General features: G+C 73.4%; 17 protein-coding genes and 1 pseudogene. 9 read left to right on the forward strand and 9 right to left on the reverse strand.

Going from position 1 to position 25,702, the window contains the following annotated elements; translation table 11 throughout:
* The first annotated feature begins 205 nt into the window (after window positions 1–205).
* Together ACFRFC_RS23390 and ACFRFC_RS23395 are read left to right on the forward strand one after the other, a co-directional pair.
* Window positions 206–2,689 (forward strand): heavy metal translocating P-type ATPase, encoded by a 2,484-nt coding sequence (locus ACFRFC_RS23390; protein WP_382690522.1) that lies wholly within the window; start codon window positions 206–208, stop codon window positions 2,687–2,689.
* Window positions 2,690–2,826: 137 nt separating this feature from the next.
* Entirely contained in the window at window positions 2,827–3,828 is a 1,002-nt protein-coding gene (locus tag ACFRFC_RS23395) for an NAD-dependent epimerase/dehydratase family protein (protein WP_382690524.1), read from the forward strand.
* A gap of 163 nt (window positions 3,829–3,991) precedes the next feature.
* On the opposite strand, the pseudogene ACFRFC_RS23400 reads toward ACFRFC_RS23395, so the two are convergent.
* A pseudogene (locus ACFRFC_RS23400) lies at window positions 3,992–4,274 on the reverse strand (response regulator transcription factor); the annotation flags it as partial.
* Between the two features lie 92 nt (window positions 4,275–4,366).
* Window positions 4,367–6,232 (reverse strand): protein kinase, encoded by a 1,866-nt coding sequence (locus tag ACFRFC_RS23405; protein ID WP_382690526.1) that lies wholly within the window; start codon window positions 6,230–6,232, stop codon window positions 4,367–4,369.
* Between the two features lie 222 nt (window positions 6,233–6,454).
* Here ACFRFC_RS23405 and ACFRFC_RS23410 point away from each other — a divergent pair, with 222 nt between their 5' ends.
* From ACFRFC_RS23410 to ACFRFC_RS23420, 3 genes are all read left to right on the forward strand, one after another.
* Window positions 6,455–6,862, forward strand: a complete 408-nt coding sequence (locus ACFRFC_RS23410) for a YciI family protein (RefSeq protein WP_382690528.1) — start codon at window positions 6,455–6,457, stop codon at window positions 6,860–6,862.
* A gap of 58 nt (window positions 6,863–6,920) precedes the next feature.
* Window positions 6,921–8,084, forward strand: coding sequence for an RNA polymerase sigma factor (locus ACFRFC_RS23415; RefSeq protein ID WP_382690636.1), 1,164 nt, complete (start codon window positions 6,921–6,923; stop codon window positions 8,082–8,084).
* Window positions 8,085–8,659: 575 nt separating this feature from the next.
* On the forward strand, window positions 8,660–10,609 hold the full coding sequence (locus tag ACFRFC_RS23420; protein ID WP_382690530.1) for an NAD(P)-binding protein: 1,950 nt from the start codon (window positions 8,660–8,662) through the stop codon (window positions 10,607–10,609).
* Window positions 10,610–10,936: 327 nt separating this feature from the next.
* Here the strand turns inward: ACFRFC_RS23420 and ACFRFC_RS23425 are convergent, their stop codons facing one another.
* On the reverse strand, window positions 10,937–13,615 hold the full coding sequence (locus tag ACFRFC_RS23425) for an FAD/NAD(P)-binding protein (protein ID WP_382690533.1): 2,679 nt from the start codon (window positions 13,613–13,615) through the stop codon (window positions 10,937–10,939).
* Between the two features lie 269 nt (window positions 13,616–13,884).
* On the opposite strand from ACFRFC_RS23425, the gene ACFRFC_RS23430 reads away from it, so the two are divergent.
* Window positions 13,885–14,808 (forward strand): aminoglycoside phosphotransferase family protein, encoded by a 924-nt coding sequence (locus ACFRFC_RS23430; RefSeq protein ID WP_382690535.1) that lies wholly within the window; start codon window positions 13,885–13,887, stop codon window positions 14,806–14,808.
* A 136-nt stretch (window positions 14,809–14,944) separates the two neighbouring features.
* Here ACFRFC_RS23430 and ACFRFC_RS23435 read toward each other — a convergent pair whose 3' ends face one another.
* The gene (locus ACFRFC_RS23435) at window positions 14,945–15,676 is read right to left on the reverse strand and encodes an NAD(P)-dependent oxidoreductase (RefSeq protein WP_382690638.1); all 732 of its coding nucleotides are present in this window, start codon (window positions 15,674–15,676) and stop codon (window positions 14,945–14,947) included.
* Window positions 15,677–15,797: 121 nt separating this feature from the next.
* Between ACFRFC_RS23435 and ACFRFC_RS23440 the strand changes: the two genes are divergently transcribed.
* Window positions 15,798–16,520 carry a TetR/AcrR family transcriptional regulator gene (locus ACFRFC_RS23440; protein ID WP_382690537.1) on the forward strand — a complete coding sequence of 241 codons (723 nt, stop codon included), beginning with the start codon at window positions 15,798–15,800 and terminating at the stop codon, window positions 16,518–16,520.
* 16 nt (window positions 16,521–16,536) lie between these two features.
* Here ACFRFC_RS23440 and ACFRFC_RS23445 read toward each other — a convergent pair whose 3' ends face one another.
* From ACFRFC_RS23445 to ACFRFC_RS23455, 3 genes are all read right to left on the reverse strand, one after another.
* Window positions 16,537–17,142 (reverse strand): HD domain-containing protein, encoded by a 606-nt coding sequence (locus ACFRFC_RS23445; protein WP_382690539.1) that lies wholly within the window; start codon window positions 17,140–17,142, stop codon window positions 16,537–16,539.
* A gap of 186 nt (window positions 17,143–17,328) precedes the next feature.
* The gene (locus ACFRFC_RS23450; RefSeq protein WP_382690541.1) at window positions 17,329–19,263 is read right to left on the reverse strand and encodes a choice-of-anchor A family protein; all 1,935 of its coding nucleotides are present in this window, start codon (window positions 19,261–19,263) and stop codon (window positions 17,329–17,331) included.
* A gap of 114 nt (window positions 19,264–19,377) precedes the next feature.
* The gene (locus tag ACFRFC_RS23455) at window positions 19,378–19,950 is read right to left on the reverse strand and encodes a hypothetical protein (RefSeq protein ID WP_382690543.1); all 573 of its coding nucleotides are present in this window, start codon (window positions 19,948–19,950) and stop codon (window positions 19,378–19,380) included.
* 199 nt (window positions 19,951–20,149) lie between these two features.
* Here ACFRFC_RS23455 and ACFRFC_RS23460 point away from each other — a divergent pair, with 199 nt between their 5' ends.
* Window positions 20,150–21,862, forward strand: coding sequence for a purine-cytosine permease family protein (locus tag ACFRFC_RS23460; RefSeq protein ID WP_382690545.1), 1,713 nt, complete (start codon window positions 20,150–20,152; stop codon window positions 21,860–21,862).
* Between the two features lie 24 nt (window positions 21,863–21,886).
* Here the strand turns inward: ACFRFC_RS23460 and ACFRFC_RS23465 are convergent, their stop codons facing one another.
* Window positions 21,887–23,614 carry a GAF domain-containing protein gene (locus ACFRFC_RS23465; protein WP_382690547.1) on the reverse strand — a complete coding sequence of 576 codons (1,728 nt, stop codon included), beginning with the start codon at window positions 23,612–23,614 and terminating at the stop codon, window positions 21,887–21,889.
* 393 nt (window positions 23,615–24,007) lie between these two features.
* Here ACFRFC_RS23465 and ACFRFC_RS23470 point away from each other — a divergent pair, with 393 nt between their 5' ends.
* Window positions 24,008–24,433, forward strand: a complete 426-nt coding sequence (locus ACFRFC_RS23470; RefSeq protein WP_382690640.1) for a pyridoxamine 5'-phosphate oxidase family protein — start codon at window positions 24,008–24,010, stop codon at window positions 24,431–24,433.
* Between the two features lie 52 nt (window positions 24,434–24,485).
* On the opposite strand, the gene ACFRFC_RS23475 is transcribed toward ACFRFC_RS23470, so the two are convergent.
* Window positions 24,486–25,160: a helix-turn-helix domain-containing protein gene (locus ACFRFC_RS23475; RefSeq protein ID WP_382690642.1), complete on the reverse strand. Its 675-nt coding sequence runs from the start codon at window positions 25,158–25,160 to the stop codon at window positions 24,486–24,488.
* Between the last annotated feature and the right edge of the window lie 542 nt (window positions 25,161–25,702).

Genomic DNA, 25,702 nt, shown 5'->3' on the forward strand with positions numbered 1-25,702 from the left:
TGAACCCAGTGCACGCGGGGGTGGGGCCGGGTGGCAGCCGGTGATCGGCCGAACGGGTGACGGTGGGAGGGTCGGGCGCGCGGGTGACAGTGGGGGGTCGGGCGCGCGGGCTGGGCACCCCGGTTGCGGTAATACCCCGTAGGGGTATTCTGGGCGACAATCGACGCATGTCGGCGGCCCGGCCGTCGGCCCCGGAGGTACGGTCATGACCCTGGCGGTGACGGAGATCGATCTGTCCGACTGCTGGTGCGGGACGGAACTGGCGGAGGTCGAGCGCGGTCTGGCGCGGCTGCCGGGGGTGGAGTCCGTCCAGCTGGACCGGACCCGCTCGGTGGCGCACGTCGGGTACGACCCCGACCGCACCGACCGCCGCGCCCTGGCGAACGCGCTGGCCCGGCGGAGTCTCGGCTGTGTGTGCGTGGACTGCCCGGACTCATGCTGCCAGCCGGGACATCCGGCGGTGGGCACGGCCGACCGGGCGACGGGGGAGGCGGCCGGGCCCGATACGGGGCGGGGCGCGCACGGCGGGCAGGCCGGGCACGAGATGCACGCGGCTCATGGCGAGCACGGGGGGCACGGCGAAGGGCCTACCGGGGCCGGAGCCGGGGCCCATGACCATGACCATGAGCACGGGCATGAGCATGGGCATGGGCATGAGCATCAGGACATGGGGCCTGACGAGCACGCCGGGCATGGGGCCGCCATGGTCCGGGACATGTTCCGCCGGTTCGTCGTCTGCGCGATCCTGACCGTGCCGATCGTCCTGTACTCGCCGATCGGGCACAGCATCGGCTTCACCGCCGACCCGCCGTTCGGGCTGTCCATGTCCTGGTTCGGGCTGGTGCTGGGCACGCCGGTGGTGCTGTGGGGCGGGTGGGTGTTCATCTCCTCGGCCTGGCGGTCGCTGCGCCACGGCGAGGTGACGATGATGACCCTCATCGCGACCGGGATCCTGGTGGCGTACGTCTACTCCGTCGCGGCCACCTTCGCTGGGGCGCAGGACGTGTTCTTCGAGGCCGCGGCGATGCTGACCACGCTGAGCCTGATCGGGCACTGGCTGGAGATGCGTTCGCGGTACGCCACCGGCCGGGCCGTGGAGGCCCTGCTGTCGCTGGCGCCACCGACCGCGCGGGTGCGGCGGGACGGGGTCGAGACGGAGATCCCGCTGGAGCGGGTGGTGACCGGTGACCGGATCGTGGTGCGGCCCGGGGAGAAGGTCCCGGTCGACGGGACGGTGGACGAGGGTTCCAGCTATGTCGACGAGTCGATGATCAGCGGGGAGCCGCTGCCGGTGGCCAAGAGCGCGGGCGCGCCGGTGATCGGCGGGACCATCAACACCACCGGCGCGTTCACCTTCACCGCCACCGCGGTCGGTGCCAACACCGCGCTGGCCCGGATCGTGCAGATGGTGCGTAACGCGCAGGCGTCCAAGGCGCCCGCGCAGCGGCTGGCCGACACGGCCGGGAAGTACATCGTCTATCTGGCCCTGGGCTCCGGTCTGATCACCTTCCTGGCCTGGGCGCTGATCGGCGACGAGGGCGTGGGCTTCGCGATCACCGCGGCGGTCTCCGCCGTCGTCATCGCGTGTCCCGACGCGCTGGCGCTGGCGACGCCCACCGCGATCACGGTCGGTGTCGGCCAGGGGGCGCGCGGGGGTGTGCTGTTCAAGAACGCCACGGCGCTGGAGGCGACGGCGGCCGTCGACACGGTCGTGTTCGACAAGACGGGCACCCTCACCGAGGGGCGGCCGTCCGTCACCGATGTGGTCCCGGCGCCGGGCGCGGACGAGGAGACGGTGCTGCGGCTGGCGGCCCGCGCCGACCAGCCCTCCCAGCATCCGCTGGCCGAGGCCCTGGTCGCGGCGGCGCGTGCGAAGGGGTGGGCGGTGGATCCGCCGGCCGAGTTCGACTCCGTACCCGGCTACGGGGTGGTGGCCGTGGTGGACGGGCGCCGGGTGCTGCTGGGCAACGTACGGCTGCTGGAGCGTGAGGGGGTCGCCGCGGAGTCGCTGGTGCCGGACGCGGACCGGCTCGCGGCCGATGGGAAGACGGCGATGTATGTGGCCGCGGACGGCAAGGCCCTGGGCGTGGTGGCGGTGGCGGACCCGGTGCGGGCGTCCGCGCGGGCGGCGGTCGCGGAGTTGCACCGGGACTCGGTGGTGGCGGTGATGCTGACCGGTGACCGGGCGGCCACGGCGCGGGCGGTGGCCCGCCGGGTCGGCGTGGACGACGTGATCTCCGATGTGCTGCCGGAGGACAAGGCGCACCGGATCGCCGCGCTGCAACAGGGTGGCGCCAAGGTCGCGATGGTCGGCGACGGCGTCAATGACGCGCCCGCGCTGGCCCAGGCGGAGGTCGGCATCGCGATCGGCGCCGGGACGGATGTGGCGGTGGAGACCGCCGATGTGGTCCTGGTCCGCGACGACCCGGCCGATGTCGGCTACGCGCTGCGCATCGCCCGCGCGGTCCGCCGCAAGATCAAGCAGAACCTGTTCTGGGCGGCGATCTACAACCTGCTGGCCATTCCCGTCGCGGCCGGTGCGCTCTATCCGAGTCTGGGGCTGGTGCTGCGCCCCGAGTGGGCGGCCCTGCTGATGAGCGCCTCGACCATCATCGTGACGTTCAACGCGCTGCTGCTGCGGCGCCTCACCCCGGCCCGTACGGCCCGGATGGCCCGTACGGCGGCGTAGCGCGGCCGTGCGCGTGCGCGCCGTCCCGAGCGCCGGCGTACGCGCGCGCACGCCGTTCGGGTCCGAGCGTCTTACACCACGGTGACGTCCCCGGCGGATCACCCGGTGCGGGGCCGTCGCCGCCCTAGCGTGACTCCATGCGTGTACTGGTCACCGGCGGTGCCGGGTTCATCGGGTCCCATGTCGTCGACGTGCTGCGGGCACGCGGTCACGAGCCGGTCGTGTACGACGTCCGGCAGGACCCGGCGGCCGATGTGCGCCGTCCTGTCGAGGTCGCCCGTGCGCTGGTGGGGGTGGACGCGGTGTGCCACCAGGCGGCGATGGTCGGGCTGGGCGACGGGGTCGCGGACGCCGCGGACTATGTCTCGCGCAACGACCTCGGCACCGCGGTGCTGCTGGCCTCGATGGCCGAGGCGGGGGTGGACCGGCTGGTCCTGGCGGGCTCGATGGTGGTCTACGGGGAGGGGCGGTACGCCTGCCCCGGTCATGGCGTGGTGCGGCCCGGACCGCGGGCCGCCGGGGACCTGGCGTTTGGGCGGTTCGAGCCGCTGTGCCCGGTGTGCGGGCGGGATCTGGTGCCGGGGCTGGTCGGCGAGGACACCCCGGCCGATCCGCGGAGCGTGTATGCGGCGACCAAGCTCGCCCAGGAGCATCTGGCCGCCGCCTGGGCCCGGGTGACGGGCGGTTCGGCGGTGTCGCTGCGCTACCACAACGTGTACGGGCCGCGGATGCCCCGCGACACCCCGTACGCGGGCGTCGCCTCGTTCTTCCGCTCGGCGCTCGCCCGGGGCGAGGCCCCGCAGGTCTTCGAGGACGGGGGCCAGCGGCGGGACTTCGTGCATGTACGGGACGTGGCGGCCGCCAACGCGGTGGCGCTGGAGGCGAGTGCGGAGCCGGGTGCGCTCACCGTCTACAACACCGGCAGCGGCGAGCCGCACACCGTCGGCGAGATGGCCGCCGCGCTGGCCGCCGCGCACGGCGGCCCCGAGCCCGAGGTGACCGGCGAGTTCCGCCTCGGCGACGTCCGCCACCTCACCGCGGACTCGGCCCGCCTCCGCGCCGACCTGGGCTGGAAGCCGGAGATCGGCTTCGAGACGGGGATGCGGGAGTTTGCTCGGGCGGGGATGCGGGGGGATTGAGGGGCGGGGGGTGGTGCCGGGTGGGTGGTCAGGTGGGTGGGTGGGTGGTCGGGTGGGTGGGTGGTCGGTGCCGGGGGCGGTGCAGGTTGGGGGCGGGGCGCGGCGCGGTACGGGGCGGGGCGCGGCGCTGAGGGCAGGGCGGCAGCCGGGATCCGGGGCGTGGTGGCGCGGACGTGGACGGTGACGGTGGACAGGTCGCCGAAGCCCCAGCCCCACACCTCCCGCATCAGGTCCTCGCGGCTGAACGCCCGGCCGGGATGGGCCAGGAAGAAGGCGAGCAGGTCGAACTCGCGCAGGGTGAGGGCGAGGTCCGTGCCGTGCTTGGTGGCGCGGCGGGCGGCGGGGTCGAGGGCGAGACCGGCCGCGCCGAGGGGGCGGGGCGCGGGGCCGGGGCGGGCGCGGCGCAGCACCGACTCCACGCGCAGGACCAGTTCCCGGGGACTGAACCCCCGGGCCTGGCTCACCGCTCAGGCGGTCCTCGCGCTGCTCCTCAACCATCTGCTGCGCACGGGCTGGTGAGCCGGGGGCAAGGACCGGGTCAGTCCTCCTGTTCGTTGGGCATCACATCGGTGACCTTGCCCGTGTGGTCGGCGGTGAGGTGGCCGCTCTGCGAGTAGTCGTTGATGACATACACCGTCATCTCCTTCGGGGTACCGAAGACCGGGTCGGCGCCACGGACCGCCAGATACCGCGAGGTGATGTCCTTGACGTTGAGTTCCTTCTCGGCCTGCTCGAACAGGGCGGGAACCGTGTCCCAGCTGAAGTCGTCGATGTCGAACAGGCTGTCCACGGGGCTCAACGAGCCGCTGATGATGCCCTTCTCGGCGCCCTCGCCCGGCCGGTAGGTCCAGGAGTCGTAGCGGGACTTGCTGCCGTCGACCATGATGTTGGCCGAGACGTACTCCGGGTAGACACTCAGGCTGCTCATCTGGTCCGTGCCCGTGGCCTCCTTCAGCGCCGCCACGGCGGTGCGGATGCCGTCGGGGGTCAGCAGACCCAGCTCGGCGGTGTCCCCGCCCGGATCCCCCGAGTCGCCCGAATCCCCCGAGTCGCCGGAATCCCCGGAGCCCCCTGCGTCCCCGGCGTCCGTCGGGGTGGCGTCCACGAGGTCCGTCGACGCCTCCGTGTGGGTGCCGCTCGCGGACGGGCCCGCTCCCCCGGCGCCGGTGCTCACCCCGCCGTCGGGCAGCAGGGCCCACACCAGGACCCCGACCAGGACCGTCGACGCGACGGACGAGCCGATCGCGATCCGCCGGATCCGCCGCCGGGCCCGTTCCTCATCGCCGCCCCGGTCCGCCACCGGCGCGGTCACGCCGTGGGGGTGGGGCGTGGCGTGGGAGTCCGGGACGGCGGCGTACGGATTCCGGCCGGTGGCGGAGTTCGGGCTCTGGCCGGTCGTGGCGTACGGGCCCTGGCCGGTGGCCGCGTACGGATTCGGCTCGGGCGGTGGCACCGGGCCGGTCGGCGTGGCCGGTGTGGCGAGGTGGTACGAGGTCGCGCCGCCGGCCTCCGATCGGCGCGGGTCGGACACCGGGGCGTCGGCCGGAGCGTCGGCCGGGGCGTCAGCCGTCGCGGCCTGGGCGAGCAGCGCGTCCATGGTGGCCACGTCGGGCCGCAGGGCCGGGTCCTTGACCAGGACGGCGGCGAGGAGCGGGGCGAGGGCACCGGCCCGCCGGGGCGGCGGCAGTTCCTCCCGCAGTACGGCGGCGAGGGTGGCCAGCGTGCTCGCCCTGCGCAGCGGATGGTGGCCCTCGACGGCGACGTACAGCATCATCGCGAGCGACCACAGGTCGGACTCGGGTCCGCCGTCGCCGCCGGAGATGCGCTCCGGGGCCATGTAGTCGGGGGTGCCGATGACGGAGCCGGTGGCGGTGAGGGCGGTCGATTCGCGGATCGCGGCGATGCCGAAGTCGGTGAGCACGGGGCGTCCGTCGGGGCGCAGCAGGACGTTCGCGGGTTTCACGTCCCGGTGCTGGATGCCCGCCGCGTGGGCGGCGCGCAGCGCGCCGAGCAGTTCGCGGCCGAGCAGGGCCGCCTCGCGCGGGTCCAGCGGGCCGCGGGCGAGCCGGTCGGCGAGCGAGCCGCCGGTGACCAGCTCCATGACCAGCCAGGGGTAGGTGTGCTCGGCGCCGTCGACCACATGGTGGATGGTGACGACGTTCGGGTGCTCGACCCGGGCCAGGGCGCGGGCCTCGCGCAGCACCCGGTCCCGCAGCAGCCGCGCGGCCTCGGGGTCGTACTCGGCGAGGCCCGGGTCCGGGGGCCGTACCTCTTTGAGCGCGACGGCCCGGTGCAGGACGAGGTCGAGCGCCCGCCACACCGTGCCCATACCGCCGCCGCCGAGCCGCGCCTGAAGCTCGAACCGGCCATCGATCACCCGTCTGGCGGGCCCACCCTCGTTCATCGCCCGCAGCATACGAGAACCCCCGCCCCGGCCCCCACCTGGCTCCCCCGCCAAGGCCCCGGCCAAGGCCCCGGCCAGGGCCCCCGCCAAGGCCCCGCCCGACTCCCCCGGAAAAGATCCGGCGAAAAAAGATCCGGCGGCGATGTCGAGAACGCCTCCCCGGCTCCGTCCCCGAGGTGAACGCGACCACAATGGGTCGTACGAAGCACGAGGAGAGCGACCATGGCGAAGTATCTGCTGCTCAAGCACTACCGGGGCGCCCCGGCGGCCGTGAACGACGTGCCCATGGACCAGTGGACGCCCCAGGAGATCTCGGCGCACCTTCAGTACATGAACGACTTCGCGGCCCGGCTGGAGCGGACCGGGGAGTTCGTGGACGGACAGGCGCTCGCGCCGGAGGGGACGTTCGTCCGGTACGACGGTGAGGGGCGCCCGCCGGTCACCGACGGGCCGTTCGCCGAGACCAAGGATCTGATCGCCGGGTGGATGGTGATCGACGTGGATACGTACGAGCGGGCCGTCGAGCTGGCCGGGGAGCTGTCGGCCGCGCCCGGCGCGGGCGGGAAGCCGATCCACGAGTGGCTCGAACTGCGCCCGTTCCTGAGCGCCCCGCCCACCATCACCGAGTGATCGCCGAGCCGGACACACGTGAACTGACGTGAACTGACGTGGACTGACCTTGACCGACATGGACGACGCCCTGCTCAGGAGTCTCACGCCGGGGGTGCTGGGGATCCTCGTCCGCCGCGGAGCCGACTTCGCGGCGGCCGAGGACGCCGTGCAGGACGCGCTGGTGGAGGCGGTCCGGGCCTGGCCCGCCGACCCGCCGCGGGATCCCAAGGGCTGGCTGGTGACGGTGGCCTGGCGCCGGTTCCTCGACGCGAGCAGGTCGGACGCCTCCCGCCGCCGCCGGGAGGATCTCGTACAGGAGGAACCGGCGCCGGGGCCCGCGTCCGGCGCGGACGACACGCTGCGGCTGTACTTTCTGTGCGCCCACCCCTCGCTGACGCCGTCGTCGGCGGTCGCGCTCACGCTGCGGGCCGTCGGCGGGCTCACCACCCGGCAGATCGCCCGGGCGTATCTGGTGCCCGAGGCGACGATGGCGCAGCGGATCAGCCGGGCCAAGCGGACGGTGTCCGGGGTGCGGTTCGACCGCCCCGGCGATGTGGCCACCGTGCTGCGTGTGCTGTACCTGGTCTTCAACGAGGGGTACTCCGGCGATGTCGATCTCGCCGCCGAGGCCATCCGGCTCACCCGGCAGCTGGCGTCCTCGATCGACCATCCCGAGGTCGCGGGGCTGCTCGCGCTGATGCTGCTGCACCATGCCCGGCGTGCCTCCCGGACCGGGCCCGACGGCACGCTCGTACCGCTCGCCGAGCAGGACCGGAGCCGGTGGGACACGCGGATGATCGCGGAGGGCGTCGGGATCCTCCAGGCGGCGCTGGCCCGTGACCGGCTGGGTGAGTTCCAGGCGCAGGCCGCCGTCGCGGCGCTGCACGCGGACGCGCCCACGGCCGGGGAGACGGACTGGGTGCAGATCGTGGAGTGGTACGACGAGCTGCTGCGGCTGACGGACAGTCCGGTCGTCCGGCTGAACCGGGCGGTGGCGGTGGGCGAGGCCGACGGACCACGGGCCGGGCTGGCGGCGCTGGCGGAGCTGGACGGTTCGCTGCCCCGGTACCCGGCGGTGGCCGCGTATCTGCGGGAGCGCGACGGCGACCGGGCGACGGCCGCGCGGCTGTACGCCGAGGCCGCCCGGCAGGCGCCCACCCTGGCCGAGCGTGACCATCTGACCCGTCAGGCGGCCCGCCTCAACACCCTGCTGCGCGGCGGCGGTCCGGGCGGGGCCTGATCGGCTCCGGTCAGCTCAGATCAGCTCCGGTCGGCCCTGATCGGCCCTGATCGGCCCTCACGGGCTCTGGCGGGTTCTGCCGGGCTCCGACCGGGCTGTCCGGCGTCGACCGCATTGCCGGAGGTGTCGCGATTTCGTCGCCGAGCCGCGACGGCCGGGGTGCGCGCCGCCCATCGGTCCGTAAAAGCGCAGGTGACACAGGGGGTTCACAGGAAACGGCGGGTGTCGTGGGCAGGTCATCGGCCGACGCCCGGAGAACGGGGGCCGTGCGGGTGCGGTGAGCGCCCCGGCCGCCCCACTCCCCCACCCCACCTCACGGGTTGACGAAACGCACCGTGAAGATCCGGTGCCGGTGGCGGACCGCCCGGCCGACCGCTCCACCTTCCCCCCGCAACTGATTCCGCATCAATATTGGCCACTTGCAACGAAATTCGCACTTAACTATCGGACCGGCAACTGTTTACCATCACGATCACCCCCCACGACTCCGAATTTCGTATCTCCGGAACTCTGCATCTCGGCAGGCCCGCAATTCCGCAAGCCCGCAAGTCCGCAATTCCGCGTGGAGGTTTGGCATGTCCGGCTTCAGTGATCGTGAACTCGGTATGGGGCGGCGCATCACCCGTCGCGACTTCATAGACGGTGTGGCCGTCGGCACGGCCGCCATCGCCGCCGCGACCGCGCTGCCCGGTGCCGCCCAGGCAGCGCCCGGCTCGTCCCGGGGCAACGGCCACGGTCATGGGCACGGCCACGGCGGGCCGAAGACCCCGTACCCGCCGACCGGCACGGGCCTCACCGCCCAGGGGCAGGGCTCGTACGAGGTGGCGCACTCCGTGCGCAACGGCGACTTCGACCCCGGGAAGATCACCAGCATCCGTGAGTCGTACGACCTGGTGGTGGTCGGCGCCGGGCTGAGCGGGCTCGCCGCCGCCTACCTCTACCGCAAACACGCCGGGCGCCACGCCAAGGTCCTGATCCTCGACGCCCTGGACGACTTCGGCGGCCACGCCCGCCGCAACGAGTTCCACGTCGGCCGCAGCCTGCTGCTGTCCAACGGCGGCACCGTCAACATCGACACCCCCAGCACCTGGACCCGCGCGTCCCGCGACCTGCTCACCAAGGACCTCGGCGTCGACCTCAAGGCGCTGGGGGACACGGTCAAGACCGACGCCTACGCCCCGTACTCGCTGCGCAGCGCGACCCTGTTCACCGCCGACCGGTGGGGCAAGGACCAGCTGGTGGTCCGTGAGTCCGGCGAGTCCTGGGCGTCGTACGCCGCGAAGCTGCCCATGAGCGCGGCGAGCCGGGCCTCGCTGGTGCGGCTCTACACCACGACGGAGGACTTCTACCCGGGGCTGAGCGACGCGCAGAAGAAGGAGATCCTCGCCCGCACCCCGTACGAGACCTATCTGCGCGAGAAGATCGGCCTGGACGACGACGCGCTGGAGATCGTCAAGCGCGGCACGAACGGGCTGTGGGGCGTCAATGTCGACCGGGTCGCCGCCGCCGACGCCTGGGCGACCGGACAGCCGGGCTTCAACGGGCTCGGTCTCACCCACGCCCCCTGGCCGGGCGCCGGATTCACCCCGCTCATGCAGCTCAACGAGAGCGAGGAGGACGGCTACTTCTACTTCCCCGAGGGCAATGCCTCCCTCGCCCGGCTCCTGGTCAGCAAGCTGGTCCCGAACGCCTTCGACGAGCGCCGCCCCGACTGGCGGGAGATCGTCACGGCCAAGGCGGACTACTCACGCCTGGACCGCGCGGGCAACGACGTCCGTATCCGGCTGGGCAGCACCGCCTACAGCGTCCGCAACGACGGCCGGCGCAGCGTGGACATCCGCTACTCCAAGGGCGGGCGCAGCTACCAGGTCCGCGCCAAGGGCGTGGTCATGGCCTGCTGGAACTCCGTCGCCTCGTACGTCATGCCCGAACTGGGCGCCGAGCAGGTCTCCGCGATGCGCTACGGCGTCAAGGTGCCCCTCGTCTACGCGCGGGTGGCGCTGCGCGACTGGCGGCCCTTCGCGCAGGCCCGGATCTCCCGGGTCAGCACGCCGTCCCGGTTCTTCGGCAGTTTCGGACTGCCCACGGTCACCGAGATCGGCGACTTCAAGATGCCGAAGCGCCCCGAACTGCCCACCGTCATCTCCCTGTCCGCCACCCCGAACCAGCCCGGACTGACCTGCCGCGAGCAGCACAAGGCGGGCCGCAAGCAGCTGATGCGGATGCAGTTCGCGGACTTCGAGCGCGAGATCCGTGACTCCATGACCCGTTCGCTGTCCGCCCACGGCTTCGACCCGGGCCGTGACATCACCGCCATCACGGTGAACCGCTGGGCGCACGGATACGCCTACGAGTACAACTCCCTGGACGATCCGCACCTGTTCCGGCCCGAGGCCGAGCGCCCCTACGCCCAGGCCCGCCGTCCGGTCGGCCGGATCACCATCGCCAACTCCGACGCCGAGGGATTCGGCTACACCCAGGCCGCGTTCGACGCGGCCCACCGGGCGGTGTCGCACCTGCTGTGAGTGGGGGGGCCTGTGTGGTGGTGCGGGTTGTGGCGCGGGGTGTGGGCGCGGGCGCGCGGCGGCGGGGGCTGTCCGTCCTGGTCGCGTTCTCCGCCTGCGCCGCCCTCGCCGCTCCCGTCGTGGCCATCGCCCCCGAAGCGCCGGCCGCCGACAGCGCGGCGGCTCCGGCCGTACCCATCCGGTGGGGGCCCTGTCCCGCCAGTGAGCCCTTCCCCGAGCCGAGCCCCCGTGCGCAGTGCGGGGGCTCGACGGGTGGGAAGGGCGGGACGGGCAGGAACGGCTGAGCGGCTCTCAGCCCCTGGGCGATCCTCAACCCCTGTGGCGCCGCTAGCCCTTGAGCGCCAGCGCCGCCATCATCCGCCGGTCCCGGGGCGCTTCCTTGCGGTCCAGGCGGGCGGTGAGCAGCCGCTGGGCCGCCTCGCAGCGCCCCGCCGAGACGAGGGCGTACAAGAGGGTCTCCTCGATCACCTCGCGTTGCGCGGCGCTGCCGCCGACCTTGCGCAGGACGGGCAGCAAGGCGGTGAGCCCGCGGGCGGCGTCGGCGAACCGCTCCTCGACCAGCGCGGCCAGCGCCTCGCACAGCGGGGCGACGATCTCGCGCTGTACGTCGTCGGCGCCGGCGGCGTGGTCGCGCAGCCGGCGCAGTGCGGCGAGGTCGCCCGCGGCGGTGAGGGCGATGGCACAGTGCAGGGCGGTGAAGGCGGTGGCGGGGCGTTCGAGCACCTCGCGGGCCACGGAGTCCAGGACGTCCCCGGCGGGCAGTTCGCCCTGCCAGCTGTCGCTGAGCCGGGCCCGCCACAGCAGCGAGCCGGAGTCGACCAGGGCGCGGACGCCCGCCACCCGGCCCGGCGCGAGCTGGCTGTGCCAGCGTTTGCGGACGGCGGCCGGGTCGTCCAGGGCCAGTTCGTGCAGGGCGATGTGCCAGGAGAAGTGGGCGCGGTGGACGGCGCCGCGTCCGCGTCCGGCCACCCATCGGTCGAGCCAGTCACGGCCCGCCTCGTGGGTGCCGGTCTCGTAGTGGACGTGGGCGAGCGCGTGCACGGCGTGCCCGGCGGCGGGCTCGGTGGCCAGGACGCGGTGGGCGAGTTCCCCGGCCTCGTGCAGCCGCCCCTGCTCCTGGCGCAGGAACGCCAGCAGCGAGGTGTGGAACCAGTGGCCGTCGTAGGCGGGTGAGGTGCGCTCGACCAGGCGCAGCGCGTAGTCGTCATCCAGGTCGTCGACGCCGGAGAAGGCGATGGTGGGGACGGCGGCGGCCAGCGCGAGCGCGTCGCCGGGGTGGGCGTCGAGGTGGTGCATCAGGGCGGTGTCGCCGCCGTCGCCGTGGATGCGGCGGGTGACGACGTCCACGAAGGAGCGTTCGCGCGGGTCGGCCCGTTCCCGGGCGCTGCGCTGGGCGTCGGCGAGGGCGCGCGGTACGTCGACGGGGGCGCCGCACTCGTGGCCGAGCAGGGCGAGGGCCGCGTGTCCGAGGGCGAAGCCGGGGTCGAGGGCGACCGCGCGGGTGAAGGCGTCGTCGGCACCGGCCCGGACCTTGAGGACCCGGTCCAGTCCCCGGCGGTAGGCCGCGGCGGCCTCGGCGTGGGTGGACAGCGCGAGGCCGTGTCCGTCGACGGGCCGCCGGGTGGCGCGGGGCGCGGGGGCGAGCGGGGCGAGGAGTTCGCGGGCGAGGGCGGCGGCCTGGACGCGGATCTCGGGGATGGCGGTGGTCTCCCACAGCTCGCCGCGCCGGGGCGCCCCGAGGGTGAACAGCGGCAGCGCGGCGTCCGGTGCGGCGGCGCGCAGGCGGCCGTCGGTGGTGGCGACGCCCATGCCGAGCGGCCCGGGAAGCGCGGCCCCGGATCCGGCCAGGAACGCCCACAGCGGGTCGTCGACGGTCCGGCCGGGGCCGGTGCAGTCGATCACCCAGCCGACCCGGAGGGTGGAGCCGTCGGAGAGTTCGGCGGTGACCGGGCCGTCGTCCGCGTCGGGCAGGGCGGCGGTGACGGTCCCGGAGTGCAGGGTGAGCCGTCGGGTGGTGCGGGCGCGGTCGACGGACTCGGCGGTGGCCGGGGCCATCCGGTGCCGGTGGGTGTTCCACAGGGCGCCCTCGTGGGCGAGGAACTCGGCGCGCTCCTCGGGGCTGAGGCTGCGCCACAGCCGTGCGGTCTGGGGGCGCAGGCTGTCCAGTGCGGGCCGCCAGTCGCCGTGGGTGCGCAGGGCCCGGCTGACGTGCTGGTAGACGGTCCGGCGCAGGGGTCCCAGGGCGAGGCCGCCGGGCAGCGGGGGCGGGGCCATGGGTCCGGCCGGGGTGAGGGCGTGGGGCTGGGGCAGCAGTCCGCTGCGGGACACCGCGTGCACGGTCCGGCGGGGGCCGTCCAGCGCGAGGGCGAGGTCCACGGCGGTCAGCCCGGTCCCGACGAGCAGCACATCGGAGGCGTCGGCGGCCACCGGGTCGAGCGCGCCCGGCGTCCAGGGCCGGGCGACGAACCGTGCGGAGCCGCGCAGGGCGTCCGGCGCCCAGGCGGCGTGGGGTGCGGCGGGGCCGGTGGCGAGCACGGCCCGGTCCGCGGTGAGCCGTCCCCCGTCGGCGAGCTGGAGGTCCACCCGGCCGTCGGGGGTGCCGGTACAGCTCTCCAGGCGGGTGCGCAGCCGTCGTACGGCGACCACGCCCCGGGCGCGTACGACGGCCTGGGCGAGGGTGTCGGCGAGGTAGGCGCCGTAGCGGTAGCGGGTGGCGAAGTCGGCGCCGGTGACCTCGGACTCGCCGTGCCGGCACAGCCAGCGGGTGAAGTGACCGGGGTCGTCGGGGTAGCAGCTCATGTTGCCCGCGGGGACGTTGAGCCGGTGCCGGGGATCCCGGGTGGCGTAGGCCGTGCCCCGGCCCGCCTCGGGGGCGGGGTCGACGAGCACGAGATCGAGGGGGGTACGGCGGCGTACGGCCGTTTCGCAGACCTGGACGGCGGTCAGCGTCCCGGCCGCTCCCGTTCCGGCGATGGCCACGGTGTACCGCTGACGGGCTGAGGTCACGTTGCTGCCTCCGGCGAGGATCGGTGAGGGGTGGGGGGCGACACAGGGTCGCCACAGAGATCGGCACACGGGCCGACACACGGGCCGACACGGGGATCGACACGGGGATCGATATGTGGAACGACCCGTTCCTCACTATTCCGATCGGACTGGTGGGAAACCATGTCTGGCGGGACGATCTCACCGGATCCTCAGCGCACCGGCCGCCCGTTCATGTCCCGTTCATGGTTCGCGGCCACGCGGGGGCGGGCCGACTAGGGTCGCCCCCTATGACGCACACCGAGATCGAGATCGAGATCACCGCCGAACTGGTCCGGGAACTGCTGCGTGGGCAGCACCCCGATCTCGCCGGGCGGCCGGTGCGGTTCGGGGCGTTCGGGTGGGACAACCAGTTGTGGCGGGTCGGCGAGGATCTGGCGGTCCGGCTGCCGTGGGCGACCTCGGGCGCCGATGAGCTGCTGCGCAAGGAGCACACCTGGGTACCCGTGCTGGCGCCGCGCCTGCCGCTGCCGGTTCCGGTGCCGCTGCGGCTCGGGGAGCCGTCGGCGCGGTTTCCGCGGCCGTGGACGGTCACCACCTGGGTGCCGGGGACGCCCGCCGACCACGCCCCGGCCACCCGTGCCGAGGCGGCGGAGACACTGGCCGCCTTCCTGACGGCGCTGCACCGGCCCGCCCCCGACGCGGCGCCGGTCAGCGGATACGGACGGGGCGGACCGCTGCGCGAGCAGGCCGCCGGTTTCGCCGAGCGGCTCGGGTCGGCCGTGGACGCGGGGCTGGTCACCGATCCCGGGCCGGTGCGGGAGGTGTGGGAGGACGCGCTGGCCGCGCCGCAGTGGGACGGCCCCGCGTACTGGCTGCACGGCGATCTCCACCCGGCGAACGTCCTGACGTCGGACGGCACCTTCTGCGGAGTGATCGACTTCGGCGACCTGTGCGCGGGCGACCCCGCCTGCGACCTCGCGGCCCCCTGGACACTGCTCCCGGACGGCACGGCCGGCATCTTCCACCGGACCTACCGCCCGGCCGCCGACCCCGCGACCCTGCGCCGCGCCCGCGGCTGGGCGGCCCTGCGAGCCCTCGGCGGCCTCCTCATCGGCGCGGCGGGCGAGCAGGGCCGCCCCGGCGGCAAGACCTCATGGGGTCCGCCCGCGCGAGCGGCACTGCACCGCCTGGTCACGACGGCGGGCCGGTAGATCCGCCCGCCCGTACCGCACGCACTCCCTCCGGTCCGAAACTCACTCCCCCCGGTCCGGAACACACTCCCCCCGGTCCGGAACACACTCCCTCCGGTCCGGACGGCGACGGCCGACCGGCCATCAGGCGCGGCCCTCACACCCGGCCGGGGGCCGCCCCCGCGTGGGCCAGCGCGCTCGGCGTCCGGCAGCCGACGATCGCCGGGGCCTCCCGCACGAGTGTGTCGTCGGTGAGCGCCTCCACCATGAACAGCGCGAAGTCCACCCGCCGGGTCAGATCGTCGGCCAGCACCGGATCGCCCACATGCCGGCTCCACACGGGCAGCCCCTGGCTCTCGCCCTCCTCCAGGGAACTGCCGCGCACCACGGTCCACCGGGTGTCGCTGGCGAACACCCGGTCGCACGCCTCCACCTGGTCGTCGATCTCGGCGAACCGCACCAGCTTCCCGATCACGGTGGCGGCCCGCAGCCCGAAGCGGAACAGCCGTGAGTAGTGGTCCTTGCCGTCGCGGGTGATGTGCCAGCCGCAGGAGAAGACCAGCCGCGCGCCGGGGCGGGCGAAGTCGAGCACCGCCTGTGCCGTGCCCGACGAGTACTGCCGCACCCCCCATGGCACCAGCACCGTGAGCACCCCGTCGCAGCCCTCGACCGCCTTCCGGATCACCTCCCGGTCGTCGGTGTTCCCGGGCACGACGGTCATCCGCCCCTCGAACTCCGCCAGTTTCGGCACGCTGCGCTCCCGGCAGACGCCCACCACCTCGTAGCCCCGCTCCAGCGACTGGCGGACCATGTACCGCCCGAGTTTGCCGGACGCGCCGACGACACAGACCTTCCGGATCGGCCCCTGTTCCCGCTGCCCGTCGCCCATGTCCAGGACCCCCTTCACCCACCTGCGCACCTTATGTTGTAAGGCAAGGTAACCTTATGCCGTAAGGCAGTCAAGGCCGGTCGAGGCGGTCAGGGTTCGCGGGAGAGGAAGGGAGCGGCGGATGGCCCAGGGAGGCAAGGCGGCGCCCCGGCGCGGGACAGGGGGCCGGGGAGCATCGGGACGCGGCGCGGCGGGCCGCACCCCGCTCAGCCGTGAGCGGGTGATCCGTACGGCGGTGGCGGTGGCGGACGAGAAGGGGTCGGCGTCGCTCACCATGCGGGCCATCGCCGCGCCGCTGGGCGTCGAGGCGATGTCGCTGTACCACCATGTGGCGGGCCGGGAGGACATCCTGGACGGCATGGTGGACACGGTGTTCGGGGAGATCGAGCCGCCGGTCCCCGACCCGGGCGGCAACTGGCGGGCCGCCATGGGCCGCCGGGCGCGCTCCGCCCGCGCCGCCCTGCTGCGTCACCCGTGGGCGATCGGCCTGATGGACTCGCGCTCACAGCCCGGCCCGGCGACCCTGCGCCACCACGACGCCGTGCTGGGCGCCCTGCGCACGGCCGGATTCTCGGTGCCGATGACGGCGCACGCCATCTCGCTGATCGACAGCTATCTGTACGGCTTCGTGCTCCAGGAGCTGAGCCTGCCGATCCGGGGCGGCGCGGAACCCGACGAGGTGGCGGGCGCGATCCTGCGCGAGATGCCCCCCGGCGCCTACCCCCACCTCGCCGAACTGGCCACCGAGCATGTCCTCAAGCCGGGGTACGACTACGCGCAGGAGTTCGACTTCGGGCTCACCCTGATCCTGGACGCCCTGCACCCCGACGAGCGCACCGGCTGACCCGTACCCACGGCTGTCAGAGGCGGTCGAGCCCGTTGGCCATCACCCGGTCCGTCATTCCGCTCGCGACATACCGGGCCGCCGCGCACCGCGGCTTGCGGGCGGCCTGGTCCTCGACCAGCCGGACGAAGGACGCGGCGAACCCGAGCCGGGGATACGCCTCCACGAGGTCGCGCCGGAACACCGGATCGAAGTCCTCAAGCCCCCCGCCGGAGACATCCGCGGTGGTGCCCACCTGCAACATCCGGCTCTCCGGGTCGGTTTCCGGCGCCACGTCGTCCCGCATGTGGAGCACGATCACCTCGGCCACCCGGTCCCGGCGCTCCACCGGCCAGCCCAGCCCGGCCGTGAAGACCCGCGCCAGCTGGCCACCGGCCTCCTCGAAGGCGAGGGTGTGGCTGTCGAAGGGCGGAGTGAGCGCCAGATCGTGCAGCAGCGCGGAGACGAAGAACAGCTCCGGGTCGTGGTCGAGCCCCCGCTCCCCGGCCCAGACCGCACCGAAGAAGTACGCCCGCAGACTGTGGTGATACAGCGCCCGGTCCGCGTACTCCCCGCAGACCAGCAGCGCCCGCTCGGCCGCCGCCCCCTCCGGCACCCGCACTCCCCCGACCTCTGCCGGCATCCGCCGCCCTCCCTTTCGTCGTCGTCTTCGTCCTCGTCGAACACGGTTCCGCACGCCGTCGCGCTGGGCGCAGCCTAGGGCCGACGGGCCCCGGTGCGGGCACCGCCCACGCGAACGCGCCCACCGTCAGCGCGACGGCGGGCGCGGCTCGTATCGGGAGGGTGGCTGGATCACACCGGTACGGCATCAGGCGTCGACGCAGTGCCCGTCACCTCCGTGGCCGTACCCCTTGTCGCCGTGCCCCTTGCCCCCGTAGCCCTTCTCGCCGTACCCCTTGTCTCCGTAGCCGCTGTGGCCGCCGTGGCCTTCGTGGCCGCCGTCGCCGTAGCCGCCGGGCTCGCAGGGCTCGGGGGGTTCCTCGCGGGTGTTGTCGAGGCGGGCCGTGACGGTCTCGCCGTCGGTGTCGATGACGTACGGGCCGCTGACCGGGTTGGCGGGCAGGACATAGCCGTCGGGTACGGCGGTCTCGCGCAGGTAGTAGGTGCCCTGTGGGAGTTCGCCGAAGGTGCAGCGGCCCTCGGTGTCCGTGGTACAGACGCCGCCGACGTGGGTGTCGGGGTCGGCGCCGGTGGTCTGGAGGCCGGGGACGCCGTTGGTCTCCTCCCACAGTTCGAAGGTCACGCCGGGCAGCGGGTCGCGGCTGTCGGCGTCGGTCTTGACGATCTGTACGCTGCCGGTGTCCTGCGGGGACGAGACGGGCCGGTCGGCGGCCGTCACGGACACCCCGTCGGCGGCGTTCTGCGCGGTCAGGACCAGTGGGCCGAACACCGCGGGCTCCGGCAGTTCATAGCCCGCGGGGGCGTCCGTCTCCTGCCAGTAGTACGTCCCGGTGTCCACGGTCCGCGCGCACAGGCCCTCGGCGTTGGTGACACAGGGTCCGGCGACGGCGGTGTCCGCGCCGGGGCCCGTGGTCTGGAGGCCGGGGACGCCGTTGGTCTCGCGCCACAGCTGGAAGGTGGCGCCTTCGAGGACCGCGCCGGTCCCGGCGTCGGTCTTGACCACTTCCACCACGCCGGTGCGCGGAACGGGGGTGCCGCAGTCGGGCAGGTCGCCGTTGAACGGGTAGGCGTGGAACTCCTGGCCGCCGCCACCGGTCGCGGCGGAGGTGTGGGTGAGGGCGCCCGTGGTGAAGAAGCGGCCGTTGACACCGGGCAGGGTCACGGTGGTGCTGGAGGACTGATTGCCGATCAGGAAGCTGCCCTGGAACTGCCCGGTGCCGGTCAGGCCGACCGTGGTGGCGTCGGGGAAGTTCCACAGCAGGCGCTCGCGGTAGGCGTTGAGCGGGGCGGTGTCGGCGATGCCGCCGCTGTAGGTGTTGATGGTGCGGTTGGCGCCCAGGATGTTGACCAGGATCGTCGCGGTGGCCGGGATTCCGGCGAAGGTGACGCCCTGCTGGCCGCCGTTGGCCGCCGTCATGTTGAAGTCGACGTTGAAGACCTGGAGGGCGGAGGTGCCGTCGCCGGTGAACAGGGTCTGGCCGCCCTGGTTGACGGCGGTGCCGGTGGGCGGGCGCGGGGTGCCGTTCACGCGGGCGTAGCACTGGCTGGCGGTGGTCAGCTGGTCGCGCAGGCCCACATAGGGGTCGGTGGCGTCGGGGTCCTGCGCCAGGGTGGCGAGGACGGTGCCGGTGACCGTACCGGCGTGCCGGACGACGCCGCGCTCGGCGAGGAGCCGCTGGCCGGGCGCCACGGTGATGTTGCCGCCGGTGGTGAGCCAGTCGGCGCCGACCGGGGGCGGGACCCGGGAGCCGACGCCCGCTTCACCGACGTTGTAGACCCGGCTGACGCCCGCGCGCTTGTTCATGTCGAAGTTGTCCAGGACGACGACCCGGCCCTCGGCCTCGGCGGCGGCGCCCCGTACATGGAAGTCGCTGCCGACGAAGACGTTGACGGCGTTGTCCCGGCCCGCGATGGGACCGTTGCTCACACCGGGGAAGGGGTCGGGGCAGTCGCCGGGGACACAGGGGCCGAGTCCACCGGGCAGGGGTGCGGCGGACGCGGGGGTGGCCCCGGGACCGAGGACCAGAACGGGTACGGCCGTGAGGGCCACGGCACAGGAGAGGCCCGCGGATCTCGCGCGTTGTCGAAGGCGCGCGGAGGGGCGGGCGGTGAGGTTGCTCATGGCCGGAGTGTCGAACCGCGCGACACCGCCCACCACCCGGGTCACCCGCGATTGGGCCGGTCAGGGCGGTGACTCACCGTCAGGCGTGAACGGTGGAGCCGGTCGGACCCGTGCTCACGTACGCGCGTTGATGACCGCGATGCCCGACTCGCCCTCCTCGAACCACGCGATCAGTTCGGCCGGGGTGACCGGCCCTGCGGTGTGCCCGCCGGTGTGGTCCAGGAGGAGCACCGGCTGATGCTCGCCGTCGCGCCGGACGGGCTCGAAGTCGGTGACGGTCTCGCGGCGCAGCAGGATGACCCAGCGGTCGTCGCGGGGGTCGGACGGCAGGGAGTCGAGGTGGCCGGCGAGATCGTCGGCACCGGAGGTCGGGCCGGAGGTCGGGCCGGACATCGGGCCGGGCGTCCGATCCGGCGTCCGATCCGGCGTCAGATCGTGGGCCAGTACCTCCCGATGGGCCAGGACGGTGACGGCGAGCCGCTCACCCGACCGTTCGTAACGGGCCGACAGATCCTCCGGCAGCAGATAGAAGACGCCCTCCTCGCCCTCGTGCCCCCGGTTCAGCAGCCGGCAGGCCATGCGCTCGCCGGGGTCCGTGGAGGTGTGGTCCAGATCGAGGATCACCTCCCGGGTGTCCGGGTCGAGGGAGGGGATCGTACCGATCCACATACGGGTGAGGCCGTCCATGCGCCGTATCCAAGCACAGGGGTGACCCGGGCCCGCGAGGTGCTCCCGGCGGTGAGGTGGGCGGCGTACCTCTCATCCCGGCGCAACCGGACATGAACCCCCGGAAACATCGTGTTCACGACAATCGGAAGCGGCGGAAACAGCCGCTTTCTAGCGTGACCGCGCCGCACCCGCACCCTGCCCCCTCAGGAGGCCAGGCATGACCACGGCCGAGTCACGGCTCACGACGCCCGACCCGAAGGACCCCGGGACCGACCCGAAGGACCCGGGTACCGACCCGAAGGATTCCGGGGCCGTCCCGCAGGATTCCGGTACCGACCAGGCGGTCAAGGAGACCCTGGAGGACTACACCCTCCGTTTCGCGCCCCGCAGTTACCGCCGCTGGACCCCGATGGTCGTGGCCACGACCGCGCTCGGCGGCATCGCGTACATGGCGGACTTCTCCATCGGCGCCGGGATCGCGATGGCCCACGGCACGGGCAACGCGCTGGTGGCGATCACGGTGGCCGCCGCGGTCATCTTCATCACCGGGTTCCCGCTCGCGTACTACGGCGCCCGCTACAACATCGACCTCGATCTGATCACCCGAGGCTCCGGCTTCGGCTACTACGGCTCGGTGCTGACCAGCGTCATCTTCGCCAGCTTCACCTTCATCTTCTTCGCCCTCGAAGGCTCGATCATGGCGCAGGGGCTGAAACTGGGCTTCGGGCTGCCGCTGTGGCTGGGCTATCTGGTCTCCACGCTGCTGGTGATCCCGCTCGTCATCTACGGCATGAAGGCGCTGAGCAAGCTCCAGGTGTGGACCACCCCGATCTGGCTGGTGCTGATGGTCGCGCCGCTGGTCTATCTGGTCGTCACCGAGCCGGGCACGGTCGACAGCTTCCTCGGGTACGCCGGTACGGACGGCGAGGGCGCGCTCAACACCGCGTCCGTGCTGCTGGGCGCCGGGGTGTGTCTGTCGCTGATCGCGCAGATCGGTGAGCAGATCGACTATCTGCGCTTCATGCCGCCCAAGACCGCCGAGAACAAGCGCGCCTGGTGGACCGCGGTGGTGATGGCCGGGCCGGGCTGGGTGGTGCTGGGTGCGCTGAAGCAGGCCATCGGGGTCTTCCTCGCCGTCTACATCCTGGCCGAGGTGGGACCGGCCGCCGCGACCGAGCCGATCCAGCAGTTCCACGGCGCCTTCGAGGCGATGCTGCCGTCCTGGACGGTGGTCCCGCTGGCGGTGGCGCTGGTCGTGATCAGCCAGATCAAGATCAATGTGACCAACGCCTACTCGGGTTCGCTGGCCTGGACGAACTCCTTCACCCGGGTCACCGGCCGCTACCCCGGCCGGATGGTCTTCGTGCTCGTCAACCTGGTCTTCGCGCTGATCCTGATGGAGGCCGACATGTTCAGCTTCCTCAACTCCCTCCTCGGCTTCTACTCGAACTGCGCGATCGCCTGGGTCGTCACCGTGGCCACGGACATCGGCGTCAACAAGTACCTGCTGAAACTCTCCCCGCTCCAGCCGGAGTTCCGCCGGGGCATGCTGTACGCCGTCAATCCGGTGGGGGTGGTGGCGTTCGGAGCCGCGTCCGCCCTGTCCATCGCGATGTACTTCCATGCCCTGGGCGACGCGCTCCAGCCGTACTCCCCCGTCGCCGCGGCCGTGCTCGCCTTCGTCCTCACCCCGCTGATGGCGGTGGTCACCAAGGGCCGCTACTACCTGCGCCGCACGGACGACGGCATCGCCGAGCCGCTGCTCGACACGGACGGCAACCCCAGCGCGGTCGCCTACGACTGCCATGTCTGCCGCCAGTCCTACGAGCGCCCGGACGTCACGGCGTGTGTCACCCATGACGCGGTCGTCTGCTCACTGTGCCTGAGCACGGACCGGGTGGGGGACCATGTGCTGCCCGCCTCCGGATAGAGCCCGAGCCGGCGCCGGGGTGGCCTACTCGCCCGTCACCGGCGCCCACCACGTCAGCCGGGTGCCGCCGCCGGGCGGGCTGCTCAGCTCCAGTTGGCCGCCCAGTTGCCGGGCCCGCTCGGCCAGGTTGCGCAGGCCGCTGCGGCGGCCGTCGGCGGGGATGCCGACGCCGTCGTCGGTCAGGGTGAGCCGGACCTGACCGGAGGCGGCCGTGAGGACCACATCCGCCCGGCTCGCGTGCGCGTGCCGGGCGATGTTGGTGAGCGCCTCGGACAGCACGGCCACCACATGGTCGGCGATCTCGCGCGGTACGTCGGTGTCGACCAGGCCCTCCATCCGGATGCTCGGCGCGAACCCGAGCACCGGGGCGGCCTCGCCGACGATCCGCACCGCGCGGGAGCGCAGCCCGCTGCCGGCCACGCCCTCGCGGGTGCGCAGGCCGAAGATGGTGGACCGGATGATCTTGATGGTCTCGTCCAGGTCGTCGACCGCCCGCACCACCCGCTCGGACGCCTCGGCGTGGTCGATGAACCGGCCCGCGCTCTGGAGGGTCATGCCGGTGGCGAACAGCCGCTGGATCGCGAGGTCGTGCAGATCGCGGGCGATCCGGTCGCGGTCCTTGAGCACCGCGACCTCCTCGGCGTCCCGGCGCCGCTCCGCCAGCTCCATGGCGACGGCGGCCTGCGCGGCGAAGCCCTGGAGGGGTTCGATCTCCGTCGCGGTGAACACCGTACGGCCCGTCTCGCGGAGCAGCAGCAGCACTCCGCGCACCCCGTCCTCGCCGGTGCCGACGGGCACGGCGACGGCGGGGCCGAGGCCGGTCGCGCGCAGCGACTGTGCCGCGATCCGCTCGTCCCGGGAGACGTCCGCGCTGGTCACCGGGGCGACCGTGGTGAACGCCTCGCCGATCAGACCGGCGTCGGCGGGCAGCACCAGGCCGCGCACGGTGTCCGCCTCGGGGCCGAGGGCGAGTTCCACGCCGAGGGCGTCGGTGTCCTGCATCGGCATCGCGACGACCGCGAGGGCGGCGCCCATGATGTCCCGGGCGCGCTCGGCGATCAGCCGCAGCACCTCGCCGCGTCCGGCGCCCGACATCAGGCCGTGGGTGATCTCGGCGGTCGCCCGCAGCCAGCGTTCACGCAGCCGGGACTCCTCGTAGAGGCGGGCGTTGTCGATGGCCACCCCGGCGGCCACGGCGAGCGTGGAGGTGACCGAGACGTCCTCCTCGTCGAACTGCCCGCCGCCCCGCTTCTCGGTCAGATACAGATTGCCGAACACCTGGTCGCGGACGCGGATGGGGACGCCCAGGAAGGTGTTCATCGGGGGGTGGTTCGGCGGGAAGCCGTACGACGCCGGGTGCGCGGAGAGCTTGTCCAGGCGCAGCGGCTCGGGGTTGCGGATCAGTTCGCCGAGGATGCCGTGGCCCTCGGGGTAGGGGCCGATGCGGGCGATCTCCTCCTCGGTGACGCCGACGGTGTGGAACGCGGACAGCCGGCGCCCGTCCGGGCCGATCACCCCGAGGGCGGCGTACTCGGCGTCGACCAGCGCGGCGGCGGCCTCGACGATGCCGCGCAGGGCCTGTTCCAGGTCCAGCTCCCGGCCGACCGACAGCACCGCCTCCAGCAAGCTGTGCACCCGGTCCCGGGTGCCGCGAGCGGCGTCGATCCGCGCCTGTAGCTCCTCCAGCAGCTCGTCCAGCCTCAGCTGCGGCAGACGCACACGCGCCGCCCAGGGCTCGTCGGGGCTTGCCACCTGCGTCTCCTCGATCCGGTCTACGGTCAACGGTGTCCGGCGTGCTGCCGTGATCCGGGGTCTCCTGCGTCACGGTGCCCGCGCCCGGACGGCCCGGATGAACCGGACGGACCGGACCCGCCGGAACCGCGCCGGAACCGCGCGGGAAAGAAACCAGGAGAACACCTGGCATTCCCACCGTACTCACTCACCCGCCGTACACGATGCCGTCCCATGGGCCGGTCGGCCCCAGGGGCGGGGAAGAACAGCACCTCCCCACCCGCCCGCCCGGCGTTCCACCCTGAACCTGCGCCGCGACCGTGGTCCGGTCCGAGCCGTCGATCCGAGGAGCACGTCATGGTCCATAACCTGTACGACGTCCAGGGGGACCGCCGGGACCCGGCGCTGCGGCACATGACCGCCGGACCGCGCCGCAGGGTCGAGATCGGCGCGGACGAGGCGCTGCGGCTGCTGGGCGAGGTGTCGCTGGGCCGGATCGTGTTCACCCGGCACGCACTGCCGACGGTTCGCCCGGTGAACCATGTGCTGGACGCCGGGGACATCGTCATCCGCACCCACGAGGGCGCCGCCCTCACGTCCCACGCCCAGGGCGCCGACGCCCCCGGGGTGGTCGTCGCCTACGAGGCCGACGCCCTGGACCCGGACACCCACCTCGGCTGGAGCGTGGTGGTCACCGGCTACGCCCAACTGGTCACGGACCCGGCGGAACTCGCCCGCTACCACGCCCTGATCCACCCGTGGATCGACCAGGAGATGGACCAGACGGTCCGGATCCGCCCGGATCTGGTGACGGGGGTAAGGCTGGTGCCGCAGCCGTAGCGGCCACGGCCGGAGCCCACACCCCACCCATCGGCGCCACCCCCACCCGGCCTCACACGCTGATCCGCCGCCCGGTGATCACCGCCGGATCGACGCTGATCCACAGATCGCGGTCGCCGCCCGCCCAGGGCGTGCTGTACGCGCCCGCGTCGAGGCGGCGGATCTCGTCGGGGTCGGTCACCGTGCGGGCGCGTCCGCGGACCAGGACGCTCCAGCCACGGCTGAACGCGTCGTCGATCCGGTCGGCCTCGAAGGCGACCCGGCGTCCGGCGGCGAGCGCGGGGGTGGCGTCGTGGGCCGTACGGAAGACGATCGCGCCGTCCACGACGCTGTAGTTGACCGGCACGACGACGGGCCCGGTGCCGGTGGCCACGGCGATCCTGCCGACGCCGTGACTGCCGAGCAGGGAGCGGCTCTCGTCCTCGGCCAGCTCGGCGAACTCGGCGCCGGGGGCGGCCTCTCCGAGGCCGGGCGGCAGGTCGGCGGTGCCACCGGTCAGCTCCGGCACGGTGGTCTCCAGGGCGACGGCGAGCCCGAGGAGGGTGCCCCGGTCGGGCGCGGCGCCGGGGTGTTCCTCCAGGTACCTGACATAGCTGGCCGCCATCCCCGCCCGGTCGGCCACCTCGTCCCGGGTCAGACCGAGGTGGGCCCGCCGGGAGGCGATACGGCGCCCCAGATCACCCAGGGGCCGCTCGGCCGCCACGTCGTCCCTCGGCTGTCCCACCATGATCGTCACACCCCTTCACCAACCTCCCCCGACACCGGAAACTGACCTATACATCCACTTTCACCCGTATCTCCATAGTGGCCGACATCCGCCCACCCCGCTTGGGCCGTCCGACCCTTCGGGGGCGAAGGCGGGGGCGGCGGGGGGAGGGGGAGGCGAGGCGGGGGCCGGCGAAGCGGGGGCCGGCGAAGCCGGGGGGCCGGGGTCAGGGGCCCAGAGGCTGGGAGGCTGGGAGGCTGGGAGGCTGAGGGCGCGGAGAAGCCGGGAGACCGGGCGCCCGGAAATGCCGAAGGCCCGGGCCCGGAGCCCGGGGCCGGGGGGCAGGGAGGCCGGGGCCGGGAGGCCAGGAGGCCAGGGCTTGAGGAAGCCGGAAGCCCAGACGCCGGGGGCCCGGAAGGCCAGAAGGCCCGGAGATCCGAAGGGGCGAAAGGAGAGGGAGCAGACGAAGCCGGGGGCCAAGGCCCGAAGGGGGCCAAGGCCCGAAGGGGGCCAAGGCCCGAAGGAGGCCAAGGCCCGAAGGAGGCCAAGGCCCGAAGGAGGCC

Origin of the sequence: Streptomyces sp. NPDC056734 (assembly GCF_042790455.1) — a bacterium.
In the GTDB taxonomy this organism is placed as follows: Bacteria; Actinomycetota; Actinomycetes; order Streptomycetales; family Streptomycetaceae; genus Streptomyces.